The following is a 15,146-nucleotide window of genomic DNA, read 5'->3' on the forward strand; positions in this document are numbered from 1 at the left end:
TCGTGGTGTCGCCCCGCGCAGGTCCGGGGCACCGACAGCTCCAGTCTGCGTCGCACGGGGCGCGCCGGCCCGGGTCCATGGGGACACGTGACCCACGGATCGGGACATGACCGGCGCGCCCGCGCCAACCGTCAGTCCCGGTCGGCCAGTTCCGCGATGACCTGGGCGTGGCACGGCTCGGGCACGCACCAGCAGCCCAGCCGCCGGCCGCGCAGGGCGGGCAGCAGCGCGAGCAGGTCGGGCCGCGACAGCAGGTGGTCCCGGTACATGTCCAGGACCTCCTCCCGGGTGCCGTCCGGGCCCGGGCGGAAGGGGCTGGCCAGCGGGGATCCCGGCAGGTGCCAGCCGCCGCGATGGGCGGGACGGCCGACGTAGACGACGTCCGCGTAGGCGGGGTCGTCGCGGTGCCCCTTGAGATTGACGACCGTGGTCCTGGTCATGGCCTGCTCCTTCCCGGCGTCCGGGAGCGGCGAACGGTGGGCGCTGGACGGTCCTGCGGGGGGTCAGGGCAGCTTGGCCGCAAGCACGTCGACCCGGCGGATGTCGGGCGGGGACGCCAGCCTGGACCCGGCCGCCGCCTGCTGGAGGGCTTCGGCGACGGGTCCCTCGAGGTGGGCGGTGCGCCCGGTCTCGTCCTCGAAGGAGTCGAAGACCCCGAAGACGGTCGGGCTCTCGCGGAACGAGAACCAGGTGACCGTCCCCTGCTCCGCCCGGGCGAGCTCCAGCGCGTCGCGCAGCATCGTCTCGACCTCGGCGGCGTGCTCGGGCCTGGCCTCGATGCGCACCAGCAGACCGATCTTCGTCATCACGTGCTCCGATTCTCTGGTTTCTGGGTTTCCGGGCTTCCGGCGGGATGTGCGGCGGACACCGAGAACGCTAGGGGTGCCGGGCATCTCCCCCCAGTGTCGGAAACGGCATGTTCGATAGCATTCCCGTCATGGACATAGCCGTGGTGGCGTACGACGGGGTCTTCGACTCGGGGCTCTCCGCGGTCCTCGACGTCCTCCAGGCGGCCAACGCCATGCGCGGCGAGCTGCCGCAGCCGCCGCCGGAGTGGAACGTGACGACCGTCGGCTTCCGCCGCCGTGTGCGCACCGGGGCCGGGCACACCGTCGCGGCGGCGCCGGTCGCGGCGGCCGCGGGGGCGGACCTGCTGCTCGTGCCCGCGCTCGCGGAGCGCCGTCCGGACGCGCTGCTGGAGCGTGTGGCGGGGGACGGCACGGCCCCGGTGCGGCGGCTGGTGGCCCGTACCCGGCGGGAGGGCGTGCCGATCGCCTCGGCGTGCACGGGGACGTTCCTGCTGGCGGAGTCCGGCGTCCTGGACGGGCTGCGCGCGACCACCAGCTGGTGGCTCGCGCCGGTCTTCCGGCAGCGCTACCCGGCCGTCACGGTGGACGAGACCCGTATGGTCACCACCTGCGAGGGCGTGACCACCGCGGGCGCCGCCTTCGGCCACGTCGACCTGGCCCTGGCCGTCGTCCGCATGAGCAGCCCGGCGCTGGCCGACCTCGTCGCCCGCTACCTCGTCGTCGATCACCGGCCGTCCCAGTCCGCGTACATCATCCCCAGCGCGCTGGCCCAGAGCGACCCCGTCGTCGCCGCCTTCGAGCGATGGGTGCGGGACCGGCTCGACGAGCCGATCGGCATCGCCGAGGCGGCGCGGGCGCTCGGCGTCGGGGAACGCACGCTCCAGCGCGCGGTGCGCCGCGTGCTCGGCGTCTCCCCCGTCCGCTTCGTCCAGGACCTGCGCGTGGAGCAGGCCTCGCACCTGCTGCGCACCACCGGCCTCCCCGTGGAGGCCGTCGCCCGCCGGGTCGGCTACGAGCACGCCAACACCCTGCGGGTGCTGCTGCGCGAACGCGCCGGCACGACGGCCGGCGCCCTGCGCGGCCGCTGACCCGCGCCGGAGCGATATTGCAGCGCGGCCCGGCCCGCTCCGGCGCTACGGGGCGCGCCATGGGCACGGACATCCACGGCGGCATCGAGTTCCGGCACCCCAAGGCGGGCACCGACTGCTACGACGGTGAGCCATGGGTCATGGCCATGGGACTGTGGCCGCTGTACGACGAGCAGGACTACGCGGCCTTCGGCCTGCTGTTCGGCGTACGCAACCGTGCCGGGTACCGGCCCCTCGCGGCAGGACGCGGACTGCCCGACGACCTGTCCGGCGGCCTCACGCCCTCCCTGCGCGGAACCGACGGCCTCGAACCGGAGGACGCCACCTGGGTCACCTGGTCCGAACTGGCCGCTCTGCCGCCCACCGCCGCCCCCGATCATTTCGCGGGGCGGCTGACCTGGACGCAGACCGCCCCGCCGCGCTCGCTCAACCAGTGGCTGGTTCCGGCCGAGTGGCCCGCGGACGTCCTCGCGGTCACGGGTCCGCCGCCGCCGGGACTGCGCGAGGACCGGAGCACGAAGTGGTCCGTCCCGACGGGGACCTGCCACTACGAACCGCTGACCGCGGGCGTGGTGCTGGGCGAGGAGTCGCACTGGCCGCATGTCTTCGCGGTGATGCGGGCGATGGCGGGGCGGTTCGGCGGCGACGGGGTGCGGCTGGTCGTCGGGTTCGTCTGACGCCCGGGCGGGGCGCACCGCCTACGCTGAGAGTGTGCTCGCGAAGCGGCGCAGGCGTGGCAGCACGAGGGCCGTCTGCCTGGTGTGGTCGCTGCTCACCGTGCTGCTGCTGGCGGTGACGGGCTTCACGGCGGCCCATGGGGCGTTCGACGTCGGGGCACTGGGCCGCGAGGAGCGCGTGGTGCTCCTGGAGTGCGAGAAGCGCATCGGGGAGCGGGGGCGGGCACCGACGGAGTGCACCGGACGGCCGATCGGCACGGCGGCGCACCCGGCCGTGTCGCGCGCTCCGGTGATGGTCCGCTACCAGGGCAGGCCCGGGGACGTCGTGTCCGTGGTGCACACATGGTGGGGCACGCATGTGGCCACCGATCACAGCGTCCTGAACTGGGCGCTCGGGATCCTCCTGCCGGTGGTCCCGCTCGGGGCCGCCGTGCTGTGCGGGTGCGGGGCCACCCGGGAGGCGCGCCGGCGGCGGTCTCAGGGCCGCAGGTAGCGCAGGACGCCGAGCATGGCGTCCTCCGGGATCTCGGCCGCCGGGCCGGCCACGCAGTCGCCGAGCCGCTTGCGCAGCCCCTCGGCGTCCAGGCCGGAGCCGATCATGACCAGTCGGGTGGCCCGCGACTCCCCGCGGGCCCAGGCGGAGGACGTGAAGCGCAGGAAGCCGCCCACCGCGTGCAGGGTGAACTTCTGCGGGTGGCCGGGAGCGGCGAAGCGGACGAAGCCCTTCATGCGGAACAGCCCGGCGGGACGGGTGTCGAGGAACTCGGACAGGCGGCGCGGGTGGAGGGGCGCCTCGGAGGTGAACTCGACGCTCTCGTAAGCGGCGTGGAGGTGGCCCTCGTGATCGCCGTCGTCACCGTCAGCGTGGTGCGCGTGGTCCGCGGACAGTTCCTCGAAGGAGAGCTGACGCGCGGGCGCGTCGTCCGCCGGGCGCGGTCGCGGGTCGAAGAGCAGGTCGGGCCTGACGCGGCCGTGGGCGGCCTCGACCAGCGGGGTGTCGGGGGCGAGGGCGGTGAGGGCGGCGCGGACCCGGCCGAGCGCCTCCGCGTCCACGCGGTCGGTCTTGTTGAGGACGACGAGGTCGGCCGCCCGCACATGGCGGTCCAGTTCGGGATGGCGGGCCCGCACCGCCTCGAACTCGGCCGCGTCGACGACCTCCACGAGGCCGCCGTAGGTGATGGCGGTGTTCGTGCTGGCCAGCAGCAGCCGGATCATGCCCTGGGGTTCGGCGAGCCCGCTGGCCTCGATGACGATGACGTCGATCCGGGCCTGGGGGCGGGAGAGACGGGCGAGCATGTCGTCCATCTCGGTGGCGTCGACCGCGCAGCACAGGCAGCCGTTGTCGAGGGCGACCATCGAGTCCACCTGGCCCGCCACCGACAGGGCGTCGATGTTGATGCTGCCGAAGTCGTTGACGATCGCGCCGATGCGGGTCCCGCCGCTGGAGCGCAGCAGGTGGTTGAGGAGCGTGGTCTTTCCCGAACCGAGGAATCCCGCGAGGACGACGACCGGAATCCGTTGCTTGGCCAAGACTTCCTCTCCGGGGACGGCTGTGCACCGACACGGCCACTCATCGTAAGCCCCGTGCACCGCGCGGTGCTTCGTGCGGGTGAACGCCCGGCGGCGGCAGAACCGGCGCACCGGCGGGGCAGTCTTCCGACGCGTCCACCGTGACGGCGGCAGACCGAGACGGACGGAGGGGACGCATGGCACAGGGAACGGACGCCACACCCGGGACGGGGCACGGCACGGTGCTGGTGTGCATAGCGGCGGAGGACGAGGAGGCCGCGTACCGCATCGTCGACCTGATCTCCGGGCACCACCCGGCGACCGAGCCGCAGCTGCGGCACACCCCGGACGGGATGGTGGCGTGCGCGCTGCGGGCGCACACGCGGCGTGTGATCGGCGACGGGTGACCGCGCGACGGCGCCCACAGCGCCCGCAGTGAGCAACGGCCCGCGGCACGGCGGCGGTTGACGTCGTGTCGCGGGCCGGTCGCACCCGGTTGCGAAGCGCTCCGACCGGGCACCATCGAACATGTGGCGGCATCTTGGCGTTGCGATGTCTGCGGGCGGGGGGACGACACCGTCCGCGACTGCGGCATCCCGCACCTCCCGCTGGCCGTCTGCGATCCGTGCTTCGCGGAGATGGCCCGGGCCCGGCGGTCCCCGCAGCCGCGGCCGCTCGACAGCCGCGAGCTGATGGCCGCGCTGCTGGAGGCGGTGGCTCAGGAGGACATCCGGCGCTCCTCCTGAACGGCGTGCACCGCGAAGGTCGACGGGAGTACGGCACGGCCTCGTGCGGCGCCCGCGGGCACCGGGCGGGCGGGCACGGCGGCGGCCGACAGCCCCTCGGCGCGCAGCGCCACCGCGCGCACGGGGGCGTGGTGCGCGCCGAGTGCCTCGTGCATCGCGAAGGCGGCCTCCGCGAGCTCGCCCGGGTCGCAGGTGGCGGCGGGCAGCGTACGACTGCGGCTGACGGAGGACCCGCCGCCCAGCCGGACGGTGAGGGTGAGGCCGGTCGCCGTACGGGCGGTGGCGCGCAGCCGTTCGCCGAGGCCGAGGCCGAGTTCGATCACGGCCCGGCTCAGCGCGCCCCGGTCGGTGGCGTCGGCCGTGAAGAGGCGGTCGGCGGCCAGTGAGCCGGGCGGCGACTCCGGGACGAGGGGGCCCGCGTCGACGCCGTGGGCGCGGTCCCACACCGCGCGCCCGGGGCCGGCGCCGAGGATCCGCTGCACCTCGGCGGGCGGCGCGGCGGCCACCCGGCCGACCGTGCCCAGTCCGGCCGCGACCAGTGCGCGCACGGCACCGGCGGTGATCCCGGGCAGGGCCGCGACGGGCTGGGGGCGCAGGAAGTCGGCGACGGCGTCCGGATCGGCGTCCACGACCCGGATGCGGCCGCCGAGGACGTCGAACGCGGCGATGTACGCCACCGTGCGGCTGCCGGCGACACCGATCGTGAGGCCCGCGTCGTACAGCGCGGAGGCCCGGGTGCTGATCATGAGGGCGAGCTGTTCCGGCAGCAGCCCGTAGAAGCCCACCGCGGGGCGCACGTCGGCCACTACCGCGTCCGGCCGCTCGACGCGCACGACCGGGGTGAATTGGCCGACGAGTCCGGCCAGGGCGGCGAGTGTCGCGGGGTCCGTGCCGCCGCAGCGGATGTAGAGCACGCAGGGACCCGGGTCCTGGTCCTGATACCGCTCCGGTTCGACCATGGTCTTGCCCGCCTCCGCCCTTCCGTTCGAACATCTGCTCGAATTTCGAGTGTAGGGCATTCCCGGGTCCGGCGCGGGGCACATAGGCTGCGGTTCATGCCCCTGACCGCCGCGCAGCGCACAGCCCTCCTGGAATCCGACGCGAACACGGGGCTGCTGGGCGCGCGGGAGGCAACCTGTACGGCGCTGGCCAAGCAGGGCCTCGCGGTGCGGTACGGGCGCACCGGCGGCCACTACCTCACCCCGGAGGGTCTGCGCGTCCGCGCCGAACTCGCCCGCACCGAGCTCCCGTCGCACGAGCCGGAGACACCGCCGGAGCCGGCGCGGCAGGCGTCCGGCGCGTCCGGCGCGTCCGGTTTCCTCGCTGACGACGGGCACGGCCCCGGTGCCGGGGGCGGTTCCGGTTCGCGTGCGGCGGAGGTCGCCGCGGCCTGGTCCGGCCTGCTGGAGATCCGGCGCGTCCTGCAGGACGGCGACACCGGCCGCCCCGCGCCCTGGGAACGCGACCGCTACGTCCACGCCGTCGCCCTCGCCCTGGAGGCCGCGGGCCTCCCGCCGTCCGCCCGCGACGCCTCCGGCCGCCCCGCACGGCCCGGCTACGCCGTGGCCCCGGCCGCCGCGCAGGACGGTGTCGCCGAGGTCTCGTGGCCCGCTCCGGGGGACGAGCCCGCCGGGCCCGCGCTCGATCGGTGCCGCGCGCTGCTCGAACCCCACGGCTGGCAGTGCACGCTCCACCGCGACCGCGGCGGGCAGGCCGCCTTCCTGCTGGTTTCGCCCCGCCGCGCCTGAAGGAGCACGATGGAGGGATCAAGCGAAGGAGGAGCATCATGAGCAGCTCCCGAGCTTCCGACACCGATCCCCGCGTCTACCTCCAGACACCGTCCCAGGCGGAGGGCGAGCGGGAGTACGACCCCGCCGAGCGCAGCACCATGGAGATCCACCCCGACGTCCCCCACACCACCCCTTCGCAGGCGGAGGGCGAGCGCGTGGAGGACGACGACCTTCCGCCGACGGCGAGGTGAGGCGCGGCGGCGCCTCGGGAAGGGCCGCACGACCGCCCCCGGGCGGACCGGGCGAGACGTGAAAGGACACTCATGGACATCCGCGACCACCCCACCGGACCGATCGCCGCCGAGGCCGCCTTCACGTCGGACTTCGACCTGCCCGGCCACCTGTCGGCCCAGGAGATCGACGGCCTTGCGGAGGGCGACCGTCCCGCCATGGACGACCGCCCCGGCATGCACCACAAGTACGTGCCGCTGCGCAGGGACGAGGAACTCGGCGTCAACCAGGTCGGCGGCCGCTACGTCTTCGACACCTGGGAGAACGCCGTCGCCTATGTGCGTTTCACCGAGCAGCTCGAACTGGAGCCGGGTGTCCCGTTCTGGAGCCGGCCGTTCTTCAGCCATGTCGACCGCCGCGTCTGGCGGGTCGTCGGCGCCCACGACCTGACGCCGCTCGCCACGACGCACCACGTGAGCCGGCTGGAGCGCTGGTCCTGGACGGGGCAGGCGGACGACGCCGGGGTCCTGGAACGTGCGTGGCCGGCCGTTCTCGAGGAGGCCGCCGGGCAGGGCCTGGCGAGCGTCTGGCTGCTGCGAGCGCCGGACGAGCGGCAGATGGGCCTGTTCCGTGTGCGCGCCGCGGAGTCCGTGTCGGACAGGGCCGCCGTGCACGCGGCCGTCGCCGCGCTGGAACACCTCGACTCGGCCGAGGCCGGCCGCGCCGCCGCTGAACTCGGCGCGCACAAGGTGTTCGACCGGACGAGCCTGAACCTCTCCCTGTGGCTGCCGCTGTCGCGCAAGGCGGGCGGCGCGCCGTCGGCCCACCCGTTCACGGCGCTGTACTCCGGGCCGCAGGCGCTCCAGCACTCCTCCTGACCCCGCGGGAGAGGGCCGCAAGGGCCAGCCCGAGCACGCCGAGCCCCGTCCAGGACAGCGGCGTGAGGCGCTCGCCCAGGACGGCGACGCCGAGCAGGGCGGCGACCGCGGGCTCGGCGAGTGTGAGGGTGGTCGCCGCGGCGGCGGTCGTGCGGCGCAGGCCGTGGCCGAACAGGCGGTAGGCGAGGAACGTGGTCAGCAGCGCGAGGTGCAGGACGACGGCAGCACCGCGCGCGGTCGGCAGCCACGCCGCCGCTCCCGAAGCGAGGACGACCGGCAGCGTGAGCACCCCCGCCGCGCCGAAGAGGACGCCCATCACCGCGCCGGGGGCGTGGCCCTCGCCGATGAGGTGGCCCCCGACGAGCGAGTAGAGCGCGTACGACAGCCCGGCCAATGCGGCGAGGGCGACGCCCGTGAGATCGGTGCGGTCGGCCGCGCCCGCGCCGCCGCCCAGGACGAGCAGGGCGCAGCCGAGCACCGCTGCCGCGGTGGCGGCAATCCAGCGCGGGCCCGGCCGGTCGACGCGGGCCGCCCAGGCCAGCAGTCCGGTGAAGACCGGCGCACTGCCGAGCGCGATCACGGTGGCGACGGCCACGCCCGTGCGGGCGACCGCCGGGTAGAACGCGAGCGGATACCCGGCCACGGCGAGGGCGCCGACGGCGAGCAGCGGGCGGCGGCCCCGCCCGGTGGAGCGCAGCAGCGCCGCGGCGCCGCGGGCACCGGCCAGCAGGAGCAGGCCGCCGAGGACGAGACCCGCGCCGCCGACCGCCGCGGGCGCGGCGCCGGCGGGCGCGAAGGATGCGGCGGTCCCGGTGGTGCCCCACAGCAGCGCGGCGGCCAGGATCGGCAGGGCGCCCTGGGTGAACCGGGAGCGGGCGGCGGGCGGTCGGATGGTGAGCGGGCGTGCGGAAGCGGCGGGAGAGAGTTCGGGCACGGCGGTGGCCTTTCGTCACGAATCGGAAGGAGCGGATTCGCAGCGGGCGCACTACCGCGACCCCGGGCGGCGCGCGGCTCGCCGGGGGCGCGGGTCTGGGGCGGGTCCAGGTCGTGTCGTCCCATGGACTCCCCCGGGCCGAAGGCCGGTGGAGTGCACCCCAGCGGTAGCTGGGGTGGGGGCACCTCCCAGCGGTAGCTGGGCTGGGGGAGATCAGGCCGTCAGTGAGTGCGCCCGGTCAGGCGCACGGCGGCGGCAGGACGGCGTGCCAGTAGGGGTCCATCCGGCGATCGTACCGGCCGCGGGTCGCCGGGGCGGGCGTGGCAGGGTGAGGCCATGCGCACTACCGATGCCACCGATGCCCCCGCCACCGCCACCGCCGCAGACGTCGGCGCGGCCGGCGGCGAAGCCCCCGCCCGTGTCCTGGACCTGCGCAGCGACACCGTCACCCGGCCCGGCGAGGCCATGCGCCGGGCGATGGCCGACGCCCCGGTGGGGGACGACGTCTTCAAGGAGGACCCCACCGTCAACGCCCTCCAGGAGCGGATCGCGGAGCGCCTGGGCTTCGAGGCCGCGCTGTTCGTGTCCTCGGGCACGCAGAGCAACCTCTGCGCGCTGCTGACCCACTGCGGTCGCGGGGACGAGTACATCGCCGGGCAGTCGGCCCACGTCTACCGCTGGGAGGGCGGCGGCGCGGCCGTGCTGGGCGGCATCCAGCCGAATCCGCTGCCGCACCGGGCGGACGGCACGCTGGACCCGGCGGACATCGCGGCGGCGGTCAAGCCGGACGACCCGCACTTCCCGCGCACCCGGCTGCTCTGCCTGGAGAACACCATCGGCGGCCGGCCCGTCCCGCTGGACTACCTGCGCACGGCCACCGGTCTCGCCCGGGAGCACGGGCTGGCCACCCACTTGGACGGGGCGCGGCTGTTCAACGCGGCGGTGGCCGCGGGCGGCGACCCGTTCGAGCAGGCGCGGCTGATCGCGGGGAACTTCGACAGCGTCTCGGTGTGCTTCAGCAAGGGCCTCGGCGCCCCGGTCGGTTCCACGTTGCTGGGCTCCCGGGAGTTCGTCGCACGCGCCCTGCGCTGGCGCAAGGCGCTGGGCGGCGGGATGCGGCAGGCCGGTGTGGTGGCGGCGGGGGCCCTGTATGCCCTGGAGCACCACGTGCCGCGGCTGGCCGACGACCACGCGCATGCCGCGCTGTTCGCGGAGGGCCTCAAGGACGTGGCCGCCCTGGACGTCGAACCCGCGCAGACCAACATGGTCTTCGCCGAGCCCGCGCCGGGGCTGACCGCGGACGAGGTACGGGCACGCCTCGCGGAGCGCGGGGTGCTGTGCGCCGCCTACCCGGGGCGGCTGCGCTTCGTGTTCCACCTGGAGATCACCCGCGAGGACACGGAGCGGGCGGTGCGCACGGTGCGAGAGGCGCTGGAGGGATCCTCAACCCGCTGATTCCGCAGTCCAGTTGACGAGGCGCGTCGTCCCGTCACCGCAACCTCCCGCCCCTCCCGGATGTCCTAGGGAGTGAGGCCGTCGTACGGCGGCCCGGCGGGGAAGGGGAACCATGGGAGCGGGATTGTCAGCGGGACGGCGCGCGGGTGCGGTTCTCGCGGTGGCCGTGATGGCGGTGACTCCGGTCGTCGCGGGGGGCGGCACGGCGCACGCCGCCTCGAAGTGCACGGCGAGCAAGGGGCCGTACCAGAAGGAAGTGGAGAAGTTCCTCGGGCGGCCCGTGGACGGGAAGCAGTCGTCGGCGGACTGCAACGCGATACGCGCGTTCCAGACGAAGAACGGCATCTACCCGAACGCGGGCTACGCGGGGCCGGTGACCTGGGGCGTCATGAAGATCATGAACGCCCAGAAGGCGGCGGGCCGGACGCCGAACAAGGCGGGCAAGTGCCCCACGAACAAGGGGCGCATCGCCTGCGTCGACCTGACCCGGCAGCTGAGCTGGATCCAGGACGGCAAGACCCTCAAGTTCGGGCCGGTGCCGGTCCGGACGGGCCGCAACGGCTACGAGACGCGGACCGGCCTGAAGAAGATCTACTGGCGGCACATCAACCACTACTCGACGATCTACCACGTCGCGATGCCGTACAGCCAGTTCTTCGACGGCGGCGAGGCGTTCCACTCGATCGCGGGGAGCGTGTGGTCCCCGCCGGGTTCGCACGGCTGCGTGAACATGCGCTCGGCGGACGCGAAGAAGTACTGGAGCATGCTCAAGACCGGTGACGACGTCTACGTGTACGGGCGCAAGCCCGGCACCTGACGGACGGCCGCCGCGACGTGCGGCGGGACAGGGTAGCGGTGCGGGGCGGGCCCGCGCGGGGATTCCCGCGCGGGCCCTCTTCTTGGTCCAGACCTCTTGACGGGCTCTTGACCCGGCAGTTCAATCACGGCGTGAACTAAGCCTTGAACAAAGGCGGATGGGCCGCACGCGTCCCCCATGACCACGGCGTCCGGCCTCTCCCGCGAGTTCACATGTCAGGTACATGCCCCACCATGAAAGGCATCACGCGTGAACACAGTCCCCCCACGCCCCCGCCGGCGCCCCCGCGCCCGCGGCCTGCTCGCCGCAGGCATCACCGGCCTGCTCGCCCTCGCCGCCCTCACGACCACGGGCCCCGCGAGCGGCGCCCCGGCAGCGGCCCCCGCCGCCGCGGCGGCCGTCACCACCTTCGCGGACGAGTTCGACGGCGCGGCCGGCAGCGGCGTCGACGGCGGCAAGTGGCAGGTCGAGACCGGCGACAACGTCAACAACCACGAGCGGCAGTACTACACCGCGGGCAACCGCAACGCCGCCCTCGACGGCCAGGGCCACCTCGTCATCACCGCCCGCAAGGAGAACCCCGCCGGCTACCAGTGCTGGTACGGCAGTTGCCAGTACACCTCGGCCCGGCTGAACACCTCCGGCCGCTTCACCACCACCTACGGGCATGTCGAGACCCGGATGAAGCTCCCCCGCGGCCAGGGCATGTGGCCCGCGTTCTGGATGCTGGGCAGCAACATCGGCGACATCGGCTGGCCCGCCAGCGGCGAGATCGACATCATGGAGAACGTCGGCTTCGAGCCCGGCTCCGTGCACGGCACGCTCCACGGTCCCGGCTACTCCGGGTCCGGCGGCATCGGCGCCGGCTACACCCTCCCGGGCGGCCAGGCCTTCGCCGACGCCTTCCACACCTTCGCCATCGACTGGAGCCCGGACTCCATCAGCTGGTCGGTCGACGGCACCGTCTACCAGCGCCGCACCCCCGCGGACCTCGGCGGCCGGCAGTGGGTGTTCAACAAGCCGTTCTTCGTCATCCTCAACCTCGCGGTGGGGGGCTACTGGCCGGGCGACCCGGACGGCAGCACCTCCTTCCCGCAGCAACTCGTCGTCGACTACGTACGCGTCACCACCTCCGACGGCGGTTCCGGCGGGGGCGGCGCCGGGCGCATCACCGGCCTGGCCGGCAAGTGCGTCGACGTCGCCGGCGCCAACCCGGCCAACGGGACCCCCGTCCAGCTCTACGACTGCAACGGCTCGGCCGCCCAGCAGTGGACGGCCGCCGCGGACGGCACCCTGCGCGCCCTCGGCAAGTGCCTGGACGTCAAGGACTTCGGCACCGCCGACGGCTCCCAGCTCCAACTGTGGGACTGCGCCGGCGGCACCAACCAGAAGTGGGTCCTGTCCGCCGCCCACGACATCGTCAACCCGCAGGCGAACAAGTGCCTGGACGTGACGGGCAACAACTCCGCCAACGGCACCCGGCTCCAGCTGTGGACCTGCACCGGCGGGGCGAACCAGAAGTGGACGCTGGGTTCCTGAGCCCCTGGGTCCCCGCCGACCCCGCCGTGCGGAGCGCCGGTCGACGGCGCTCCGCACGGCGGCCCCCCGGGAACGGCAGCGCCGCCGGGCCGCCGAGGGGGGACCGGCGGGCCCGGCGGCGCGGCCAGGTGGTCAGTACTGCACGTCGGAGCAGGCGTAGAAGGCGTTGGTCGTGTCCGCGACCGTCCACACCGCCAGGATGATGTGGCGCCCGGTGTGACCGGTGGGGATGGCGCCCTGGTGGGTGACGGTCGCCGGGGGCCGGGCCCCGTTGTAGTTGACCGTCAGGAAGGGCGTCAGCGTGAGCGCGGAGCGGGTGAGCGGCCGGCTCGGGTCGAAGCCCTGCTTGGTGATGTAGTACTTGAAGTCGGCGGTCGCGTGGGAAGCCGTGAACTGCCAGCGGAAGCTGTAGTTCTGGCCGCCGGTGACCTTGGTGGTGGGCCAGCCGGTGCCGCCGCGCGGGTTGTCGAGCTGGGCGAACCGGCTGTTGCCGCCCGCGCAGATGGTGCCGTCGGAGGGCCCGGTGGACGGGAAGCCCTTGGGGCCCTCGACGCTCTGGGGCTCCCACTGGATGTCACCGCAGTTGGTCACCGTGCCGTTGGCGCAGAGCTTCTGACGGCTGATCGGGGAGTCCGTGTAGCCGTGGCTGTAGGCGCTGCCGGTGGCCAGGACGGACAGTCCGGCGAGGGCGAGGCCGACAACGGCCGCGCCGAGCTTTCTGGGCATGCTTCGCTCCTCGGAGAACGTGGGGGAGTTCTGAGAGCAGTTGCGGAGCCTGCAGGACCGGCTTGGTCTGGACCAATAGTGAAGGTACTCCGATGAGTTGGTCATGTCTAGACCAAGAAAAAAGGAGAAGCCCCGGCCAGGACGGGGGGATCTGGCCGGGGCAGTCGCGGGGGTTCGCAGCAGAAACGATTCTGTCCTCGCGCGAACCCTTGATAGTTTAACAGTCAAGGAGAGGTGGTTCGCACCACCAAACCCCTCAGCGCTGTGGGGTCGCCCACATCCTCGGGTCGAGCACCCGCTGGAGCCGGTACGCCACGGGACGGAACCCCACCGCCGGCCAATTCGCCGCGGACACCGGCGAACCCGCTGACCAGCTCGCCGTGATGTGCCGGTACCCGTGGTCGTACGCCCACGCCAGCGCGGTCGCCAGCAGCACCCGGCTGATGCCCTCGCCGCGGGCGACATGCGTCACGTACGCCTCGACCAGTTCGACGCACCCCTCCGGCACCACCGGGCCGGGCTCCGCCGGGATCAGCACGACCATGCCGATCTCCTCGCCCCGGCGCAGCGCCACCCACGCCCCGCTGCGCGGATCGGCCAGCGCGCCCGCGTAGTGCGTGCGCAGCGCGGCGAGCGCCGGCTCGGGCTGCGGGCGGAACACCGCGGCACCCCGGTCGGCGCGGGCCGCCTCCACCGCCATCCGCCCGATCCGCTCCAGGTCCCCCGGTCCCGCCCGGCGCACCGACAGCGCGTCCACGCCGCGCGGTTGGCGACCCTTGGGCCGCACGGCCATCAGGCCGCGAACCCGTTCCAGCCCGAAGCCGCACCGGAACCAGGCGAGCGCCGCCTCGTCGTCGGCGGGCAGGTCCACGTAGTGCACATACCGGCGGTCCGCGACCAGTCGCTGCGCCACCGTCGTGTACAGCCCCCGCAGCACGTCGTCCCGCAGCCCGTCGCGGCCGGCGCGCAGCGCGTGCCCGCCGTAGCCCACCAGCGCCGAGCGGGGGTGGGCGCGCAGCGCGGCGCGGTCGTCGTCCGCGAGGTCCACCGGGGCCGCCACGAGGTACCCGGTCATCGTGCCGTCGCCGCCGCGGGAGGCGACCGCCTCCGTGCGCGGCCCCGCGAGCATCTTCCCGAGCAGTTCCTCGCCGCCCGGCGAGCCCGCGGCCCGTCCCGGCTGGAGCGGCACGCCTCTTCGGGCCTTTCCGTACCAGCGGTCGAGCAGAGCGGCGGCTTCGGGAACGTGCTCGGCGGTCAGCGGAGCTATGGCGACAGTCATGGTGCTCCGGGACGCTAACGGTCGCCGTGGGGCGGCTGCAAGCGGCGCCCGGTCAGCCCGTCCACGCCGGGTGCCGGGGGTCGTCGGTATGGACGAGGATGTCCGCGGTCTCCCCCGGCGCGGCCTCCCGCTCGTACCGCTCGTACGCCGGGAGCGTCCAGCGCTCCTCCTCCGGGGTCCGGCGGGCCAGCGCCCCCTGCGACATCCGCAGGTGCACGCTCAGGTCGAACGGGAACCCGTAGCCCTGCAGCAGCGCGCCCTCCAGGAGCAGCACACCGCCCGGCGGCAGTTCCTCGTACGCGGCGCGGGTCGCGCGGTCCGTGTCCGGGTTCCAGCGCGACGGCAGCACCCGCCCGCTGCCGCCGGGCGCGAGCGGGTCGAACACCTCGCGCCACAGCGCGCCGGTGTCGAGCCAGCGGTCGTAGTAGGCGTCGGGGTCGCGGCGCCCCAGCTCGAAACGCTGCGACGCGGGCTGCCAGTACGTCCGCGCGGCGACCCGCAGCACCGGCCGCCCGCGCAGCCGCAGGGCGTCCGCGAGGCTTTCCGCCAGGGCCTCGGGGCGCGCCGCGGGAGCCCCGTCGACGGCCACGCGCGGGCGCTCTCCCCCGTCCTGCGGCTTCAGTTCCACCACGCGGTCGGCCAGCGCTTCGGTCAGCCGTTCCCAGCTCACGGGGGTCAGTCGCACGCCCCCATTGTGCAGGGACCGTCCGGCGGCGCGTCCACCCGCC

At 74.3% G+C, this 15,146-nt stretch carries 19 protein-coding genes; 11 read left to right on the forward strand and 8 right to left on the reverse strand.

What is annotated here, in order from left to right; all coding sequences use genetic code 11:
- Positions 1-131 precede the first annotated feature (131 nt).
- Entirely contained in the window at positions 132-440 is a 309-nt protein-coding gene (locus ACIP64_RS22705; RefSeq protein ID WP_360909561.1) for a DUF4326 domain-containing protein, read from the reverse strand.
- Positions 441-503: 63 nt separating this feature from the next.
- Positions 504-806 carry a putative quinol monooxygenase gene (locus tag ACIP64_RS22710; protein ID WP_401589614.1) on the reverse strand — a complete coding sequence of 101 codons (303 nt, stop codon included), beginning with the start codon at positions 804-806 and terminating at the stop codon, positions 504-506.
- A gap of 131 nt (positions 807-937) precedes the next feature.
- On the opposite strand from ACIP64_RS22710, the gene ACIP64_RS22715 reads away from it, so the two are divergent.
- The 3 genes from ACIP64_RS22715 to ACIP64_RS22725 are packed head-to-tail and all read left to right on the forward strand — an operon-like array spanning position 938 to position 3,067.
- Entirely contained in the window at positions 938-1,897 is a 960-nt protein-coding gene (locus ACIP64_RS22715; protein ID WP_401589616.1) for a GlxA family transcriptional regulator, read from the forward strand.
- A 59-nt stretch (positions 1,898-1,956) separates the two neighbouring features.
- Positions 1,957-2,574 (forward strand): hypothetical protein, encoded by a 618-nt coding sequence (locus ACIP64_RS22720; protein ID WP_401589619.1) that lies wholly within the window; start codon positions 1,957-1,959, stop codon positions 2,572-2,574.
- Positions 2,575-2,608: 34 nt separating this feature from the next.
- Complete coding sequence (locus tag ACIP64_RS22725; protein ID WP_401589622.1) at positions 2,609-3,067, forward strand: hypothetical protein; 459 nt, start codon at positions 2,609-2,611, stop codon at positions 3,065-3,067.
- Here the strand turns inward: ACIP64_RS22725 and ACIP64_RS22730 are convergent.
- Positions 3,052-4,104: a CobW family GTP-binding protein gene (locus ACIP64_RS22730; protein WP_401589624.1), complete on the reverse strand. Its 1,053-nt coding sequence runs from the start codon at positions 4,102-4,104 to the stop codon at positions 3,052-3,054. The two genes, ACIP64_RS22725 and ACIP64_RS22730, sit on opposite strands and share 16 nt — an antisense overlap.
- A 176-nt stretch (positions 4,105-4,280) precedes the next feature.
- Between ACIP64_RS22730 and ACIP64_RS22735 the strand changes: the two genes are divergently transcribed.
- Both ACIP64_RS22735 and ACIP64_RS22740 read left to right on the forward strand, forming a co-directional pair.
- Complete coding sequence (locus tag ACIP64_RS22735; protein WP_401589627.1) at positions 4,281-4,490, forward strand: hypothetical protein; 210 nt, start codon at positions 4,281-4,283, stop codon at positions 4,488-4,490.
- Between the two features lie 123 nt (positions 4,491-4,613).
- Positions 4,614-4,829, forward strand: a complete 216-nt coding sequence (locus ACIP64_RS22740) for a hypothetical protein (RefSeq protein ID WP_401589630.1) — start codon at positions 4,614-4,616, stop codon at positions 4,827-4,829.
- On the opposite strand, the gene ACIP64_RS22745 is transcribed toward ACIP64_RS22740, so the two are convergent.
- Positions 4,802-5,788 carry a hypothetical protein gene (locus ACIP64_RS22745; RefSeq protein ID WP_401589633.1) on the reverse strand — a complete coding sequence of 329 codons (987 nt, stop codon included), beginning with the start codon at positions 5,786-5,788 and terminating at the stop codon, positions 4,802-4,804. The genes ACIP64_RS22740 and ACIP64_RS22745 overlap by 28 nt on opposite strands.
- 96 nt (positions 5,789-5,884) lie before the next feature.
- On the opposite strand from ACIP64_RS22745, the gene ACIP64_RS22750 reads away from it, so the two are divergent.
- The 3 genes from ACIP64_RS22750 to ACIP64_RS22760 all read left to right on the forward strand — a co-directional run bounded on the left by ACIP64_RS22750 (position 5,885) and on the right by ACIP64_RS22760 (position 7,668).
- Positions 5,885-6,577, forward strand: a complete 693-nt coding sequence (locus ACIP64_RS22750) for a hypothetical protein (RefSeq protein ID WP_401589636.1) — start codon at positions 5,885-5,887, stop codon at positions 6,575-6,577.
- 38 nt (positions 6,578-6,615) lie between these two features.
- Positions 6,616-6,810, forward strand: coding sequence for a hypothetical protein (locus tag ACIP64_RS22755; RefSeq protein WP_401589639.1), 195 nt, complete (start codon positions 6,616-6,618; stop codon positions 6,808-6,810).
- 72 nt (positions 6,811-6,882) lie between these two features.
- Positions 6,883-7,668, forward strand: coding sequence for a hypothetical protein (locus ACIP64_RS22760; RefSeq protein WP_401589641.1), 786 nt, complete (start codon positions 6,883-6,885; stop codon positions 7,666-7,668).
- Here the strand turns inward: ACIP64_RS22760 and ACIP64_RS22765 are convergent.
- Entirely contained in the window at positions 7,622-8,602 is a 981-nt protein-coding gene (locus tag ACIP64_RS22765; RefSeq protein WP_401589644.1) for a DMT family transporter, read from the reverse strand. The genes ACIP64_RS22760 and ACIP64_RS22765 overlap by 47 nt on opposite strands.
- Before the next feature lie 336 nt (positions 8,603-8,938).
- Here ACIP64_RS22765 and ltaE point away from each other — a divergent pair, with 336 nt between their 5' ends.
- The 3 genes from ltaE to ACIP64_RS22780 all read left to right on the forward strand — a co-directional run bounded on the left by ltaE (position 8,939) and on the right by ACIP64_RS22780 (position 12,413).
- Entirely contained in the window at positions 8,939-10,057 is a 1,119-nt protein-coding gene (gene ltaE, locus ACIP64_RS22770; RefSeq protein WP_401589646.1) for a low-specificity L-threonine aldolase, read from the forward strand.
- A 169-nt stretch (positions 10,058-10,226) separates the two neighbouring features.
- Positions 10,227-10,874, forward strand: coding sequence for a L,D-transpeptidase family protein (locus ACIP64_RS22775; RefSeq protein WP_401589648.1), 648 nt, complete (start codon positions 10,227-10,229; stop codon positions 10,872-10,874).
- Positions 10,875-11,171: 297 nt separating this feature from the next.
- On the forward strand, positions 11,172-12,413 hold the full coding sequence (locus ACIP64_RS22780; protein WP_401590141.1) for a ricin-type beta-trefoil lectin domain protein: 1,242 nt from the start codon (positions 11,172-11,174) through the stop codon (positions 12,411-12,413).
- A 132-nt stretch (positions 12,414-12,545) separates the two neighbouring features.
- Here ACIP64_RS22780 and ACIP64_RS22785 read toward each other — a convergent pair whose 3' ends face one another.
- The 3 genes from ACIP64_RS22785 to ACIP64_RS22795 all read right to left on the reverse strand — a co-directional run bounded on the left by ACIP64_RS22785 (position 12,546) and on the right by ACIP64_RS22795 (position 15,103).
- The gene (locus tag ACIP64_RS22785; protein ID WP_401589651.1) at positions 12,546-13,139 is read right to left on the reverse strand and encodes a lytic polysaccharide monooxygenase; all 594 of its coding nucleotides are present in this window, start codon (positions 13,137-13,139) and stop codon (positions 12,546-12,548) included.
- A gap of 256 nt (positions 13,140-13,395) precedes the next feature.
- The gene (locus ACIP64_RS22790; protein WP_401589653.1) at positions 13,396-14,418 is read right to left on the reverse strand and encodes a GNAT family N-acetyltransferase; all 1,023 of its coding nucleotides are present in this window, start codon (positions 14,416-14,418) and stop codon (positions 13,396-13,398) included.
- Between the two features lie 52 nt (positions 14,419-14,470).
- The gene (locus ACIP64_RS22795) at positions 14,471-15,103 is read right to left on the reverse strand and encodes a uridine kinase (protein ID WP_401589655.1); all 633 of its coding nucleotides are present in this window, start codon (positions 15,101-15,103) and stop codon (positions 14,471-14,473) included.
- Between the last annotated feature and the right edge of the window lie 43 nt (positions 15,104-15,146).

The sequence above is a fragment of the Streptomyces sp. NPDC088733 genome, from assembly GCF_044751185.1.
GTDB lineage: Bacteria > Actinomycetota > Actinomycetes > Streptomycetales > Streptomycetaceae > Actinacidiphila.

Bases quoted from the DNA above. Each gene is read 5' to 3' on its own strand.
- ACIP64_RS22705 (WP_360909561.1), bottom strand. From the start codon at position 440: ATGACCAGGACCACGGTCGTCAATCTCAAGGGGCACCGCGACGACCCC.
- ACIP64_RS22710 (WP_401589614.1), bottom strand. From the start codon at position 806: ATGACGAAGATCGGTCTGCTGGTGCGCATCGAGGCCAGGCCCGAGCAC.
- ACIP64_RS22715 (WP_401589616.1), top strand. From the start codon at position 938: ATGGACATAGCCGTGGTGGCGTACGACGGGGTCTTCGACTCGGGGCTC.
- ACIP64_RS22720 (WP_401589619.1), top strand. From the start codon at position 1,957: ATGGGCACGGACATCCACGGCGGCATCGAGTTCCGGCACCCCAAGGCG.
- ACIP64_RS22735 (WP_401589627.1), top strand. From the start codon at position 4,281: ATGGCACAGGGAACGGACGCCACACCCGGGACGGGGCACGGCACGGTG.
- ACIP64_RS22745 (WP_401589633.1), bottom strand. From the start codon at position 5,788: ATGGTCGAACCGGAGCGGTATCAGGACCAGGACCCGGGTCCCTGCGTG.
- ACIP64_RS22750 (WP_401589636.1), top strand. From the start codon at position 5,885: ATGCCCCTGACCGCCGCGCAGCGCACAGCCCTCCTGGAATCCGACGCG.
- ACIP64_RS22755 (WP_401589639.1), top strand. From the start codon at position 6,616: ATGAGCAGCTCCCGAGCTTCCGACACCGATCCCCGCGTCTACCTCCAG.
- ACIP64_RS22760 (WP_401589641.1), top strand. From the start codon at position 6,883: ATGGACATCCGCGACCACCCCACCGGACCGATCGCCGCCGAGGCCGCC.
- ltaE (WP_401589646.1), top strand. From the start codon at position 8,939: ATGCGCACTACCGATGCCACCGATGCCCCCGCCACCGCCACCGCCGCA.
- ACIP64_RS22775 (WP_401589648.1), top strand. From the start codon at position 10,227: ATGGCGGTGACTCCGGTCGTCGCGGGGGGCGGCACGGCGCACGCCGCC.
- ACIP64_RS22785 (WP_401589651.1), bottom strand. From the start codon at position 13,139: ATGCCCAGAAAGCTCGGCGCGGCCGTTGTCGGCCTCGCCCTCGCCGGA.
- ACIP64_RS22790 (WP_401589653.1), bottom strand. From the start codon at position 14,418: ATGACTGTCGCCATAGCTCCGCTGACCGCCGAGCACGTTCCCGAAGCC.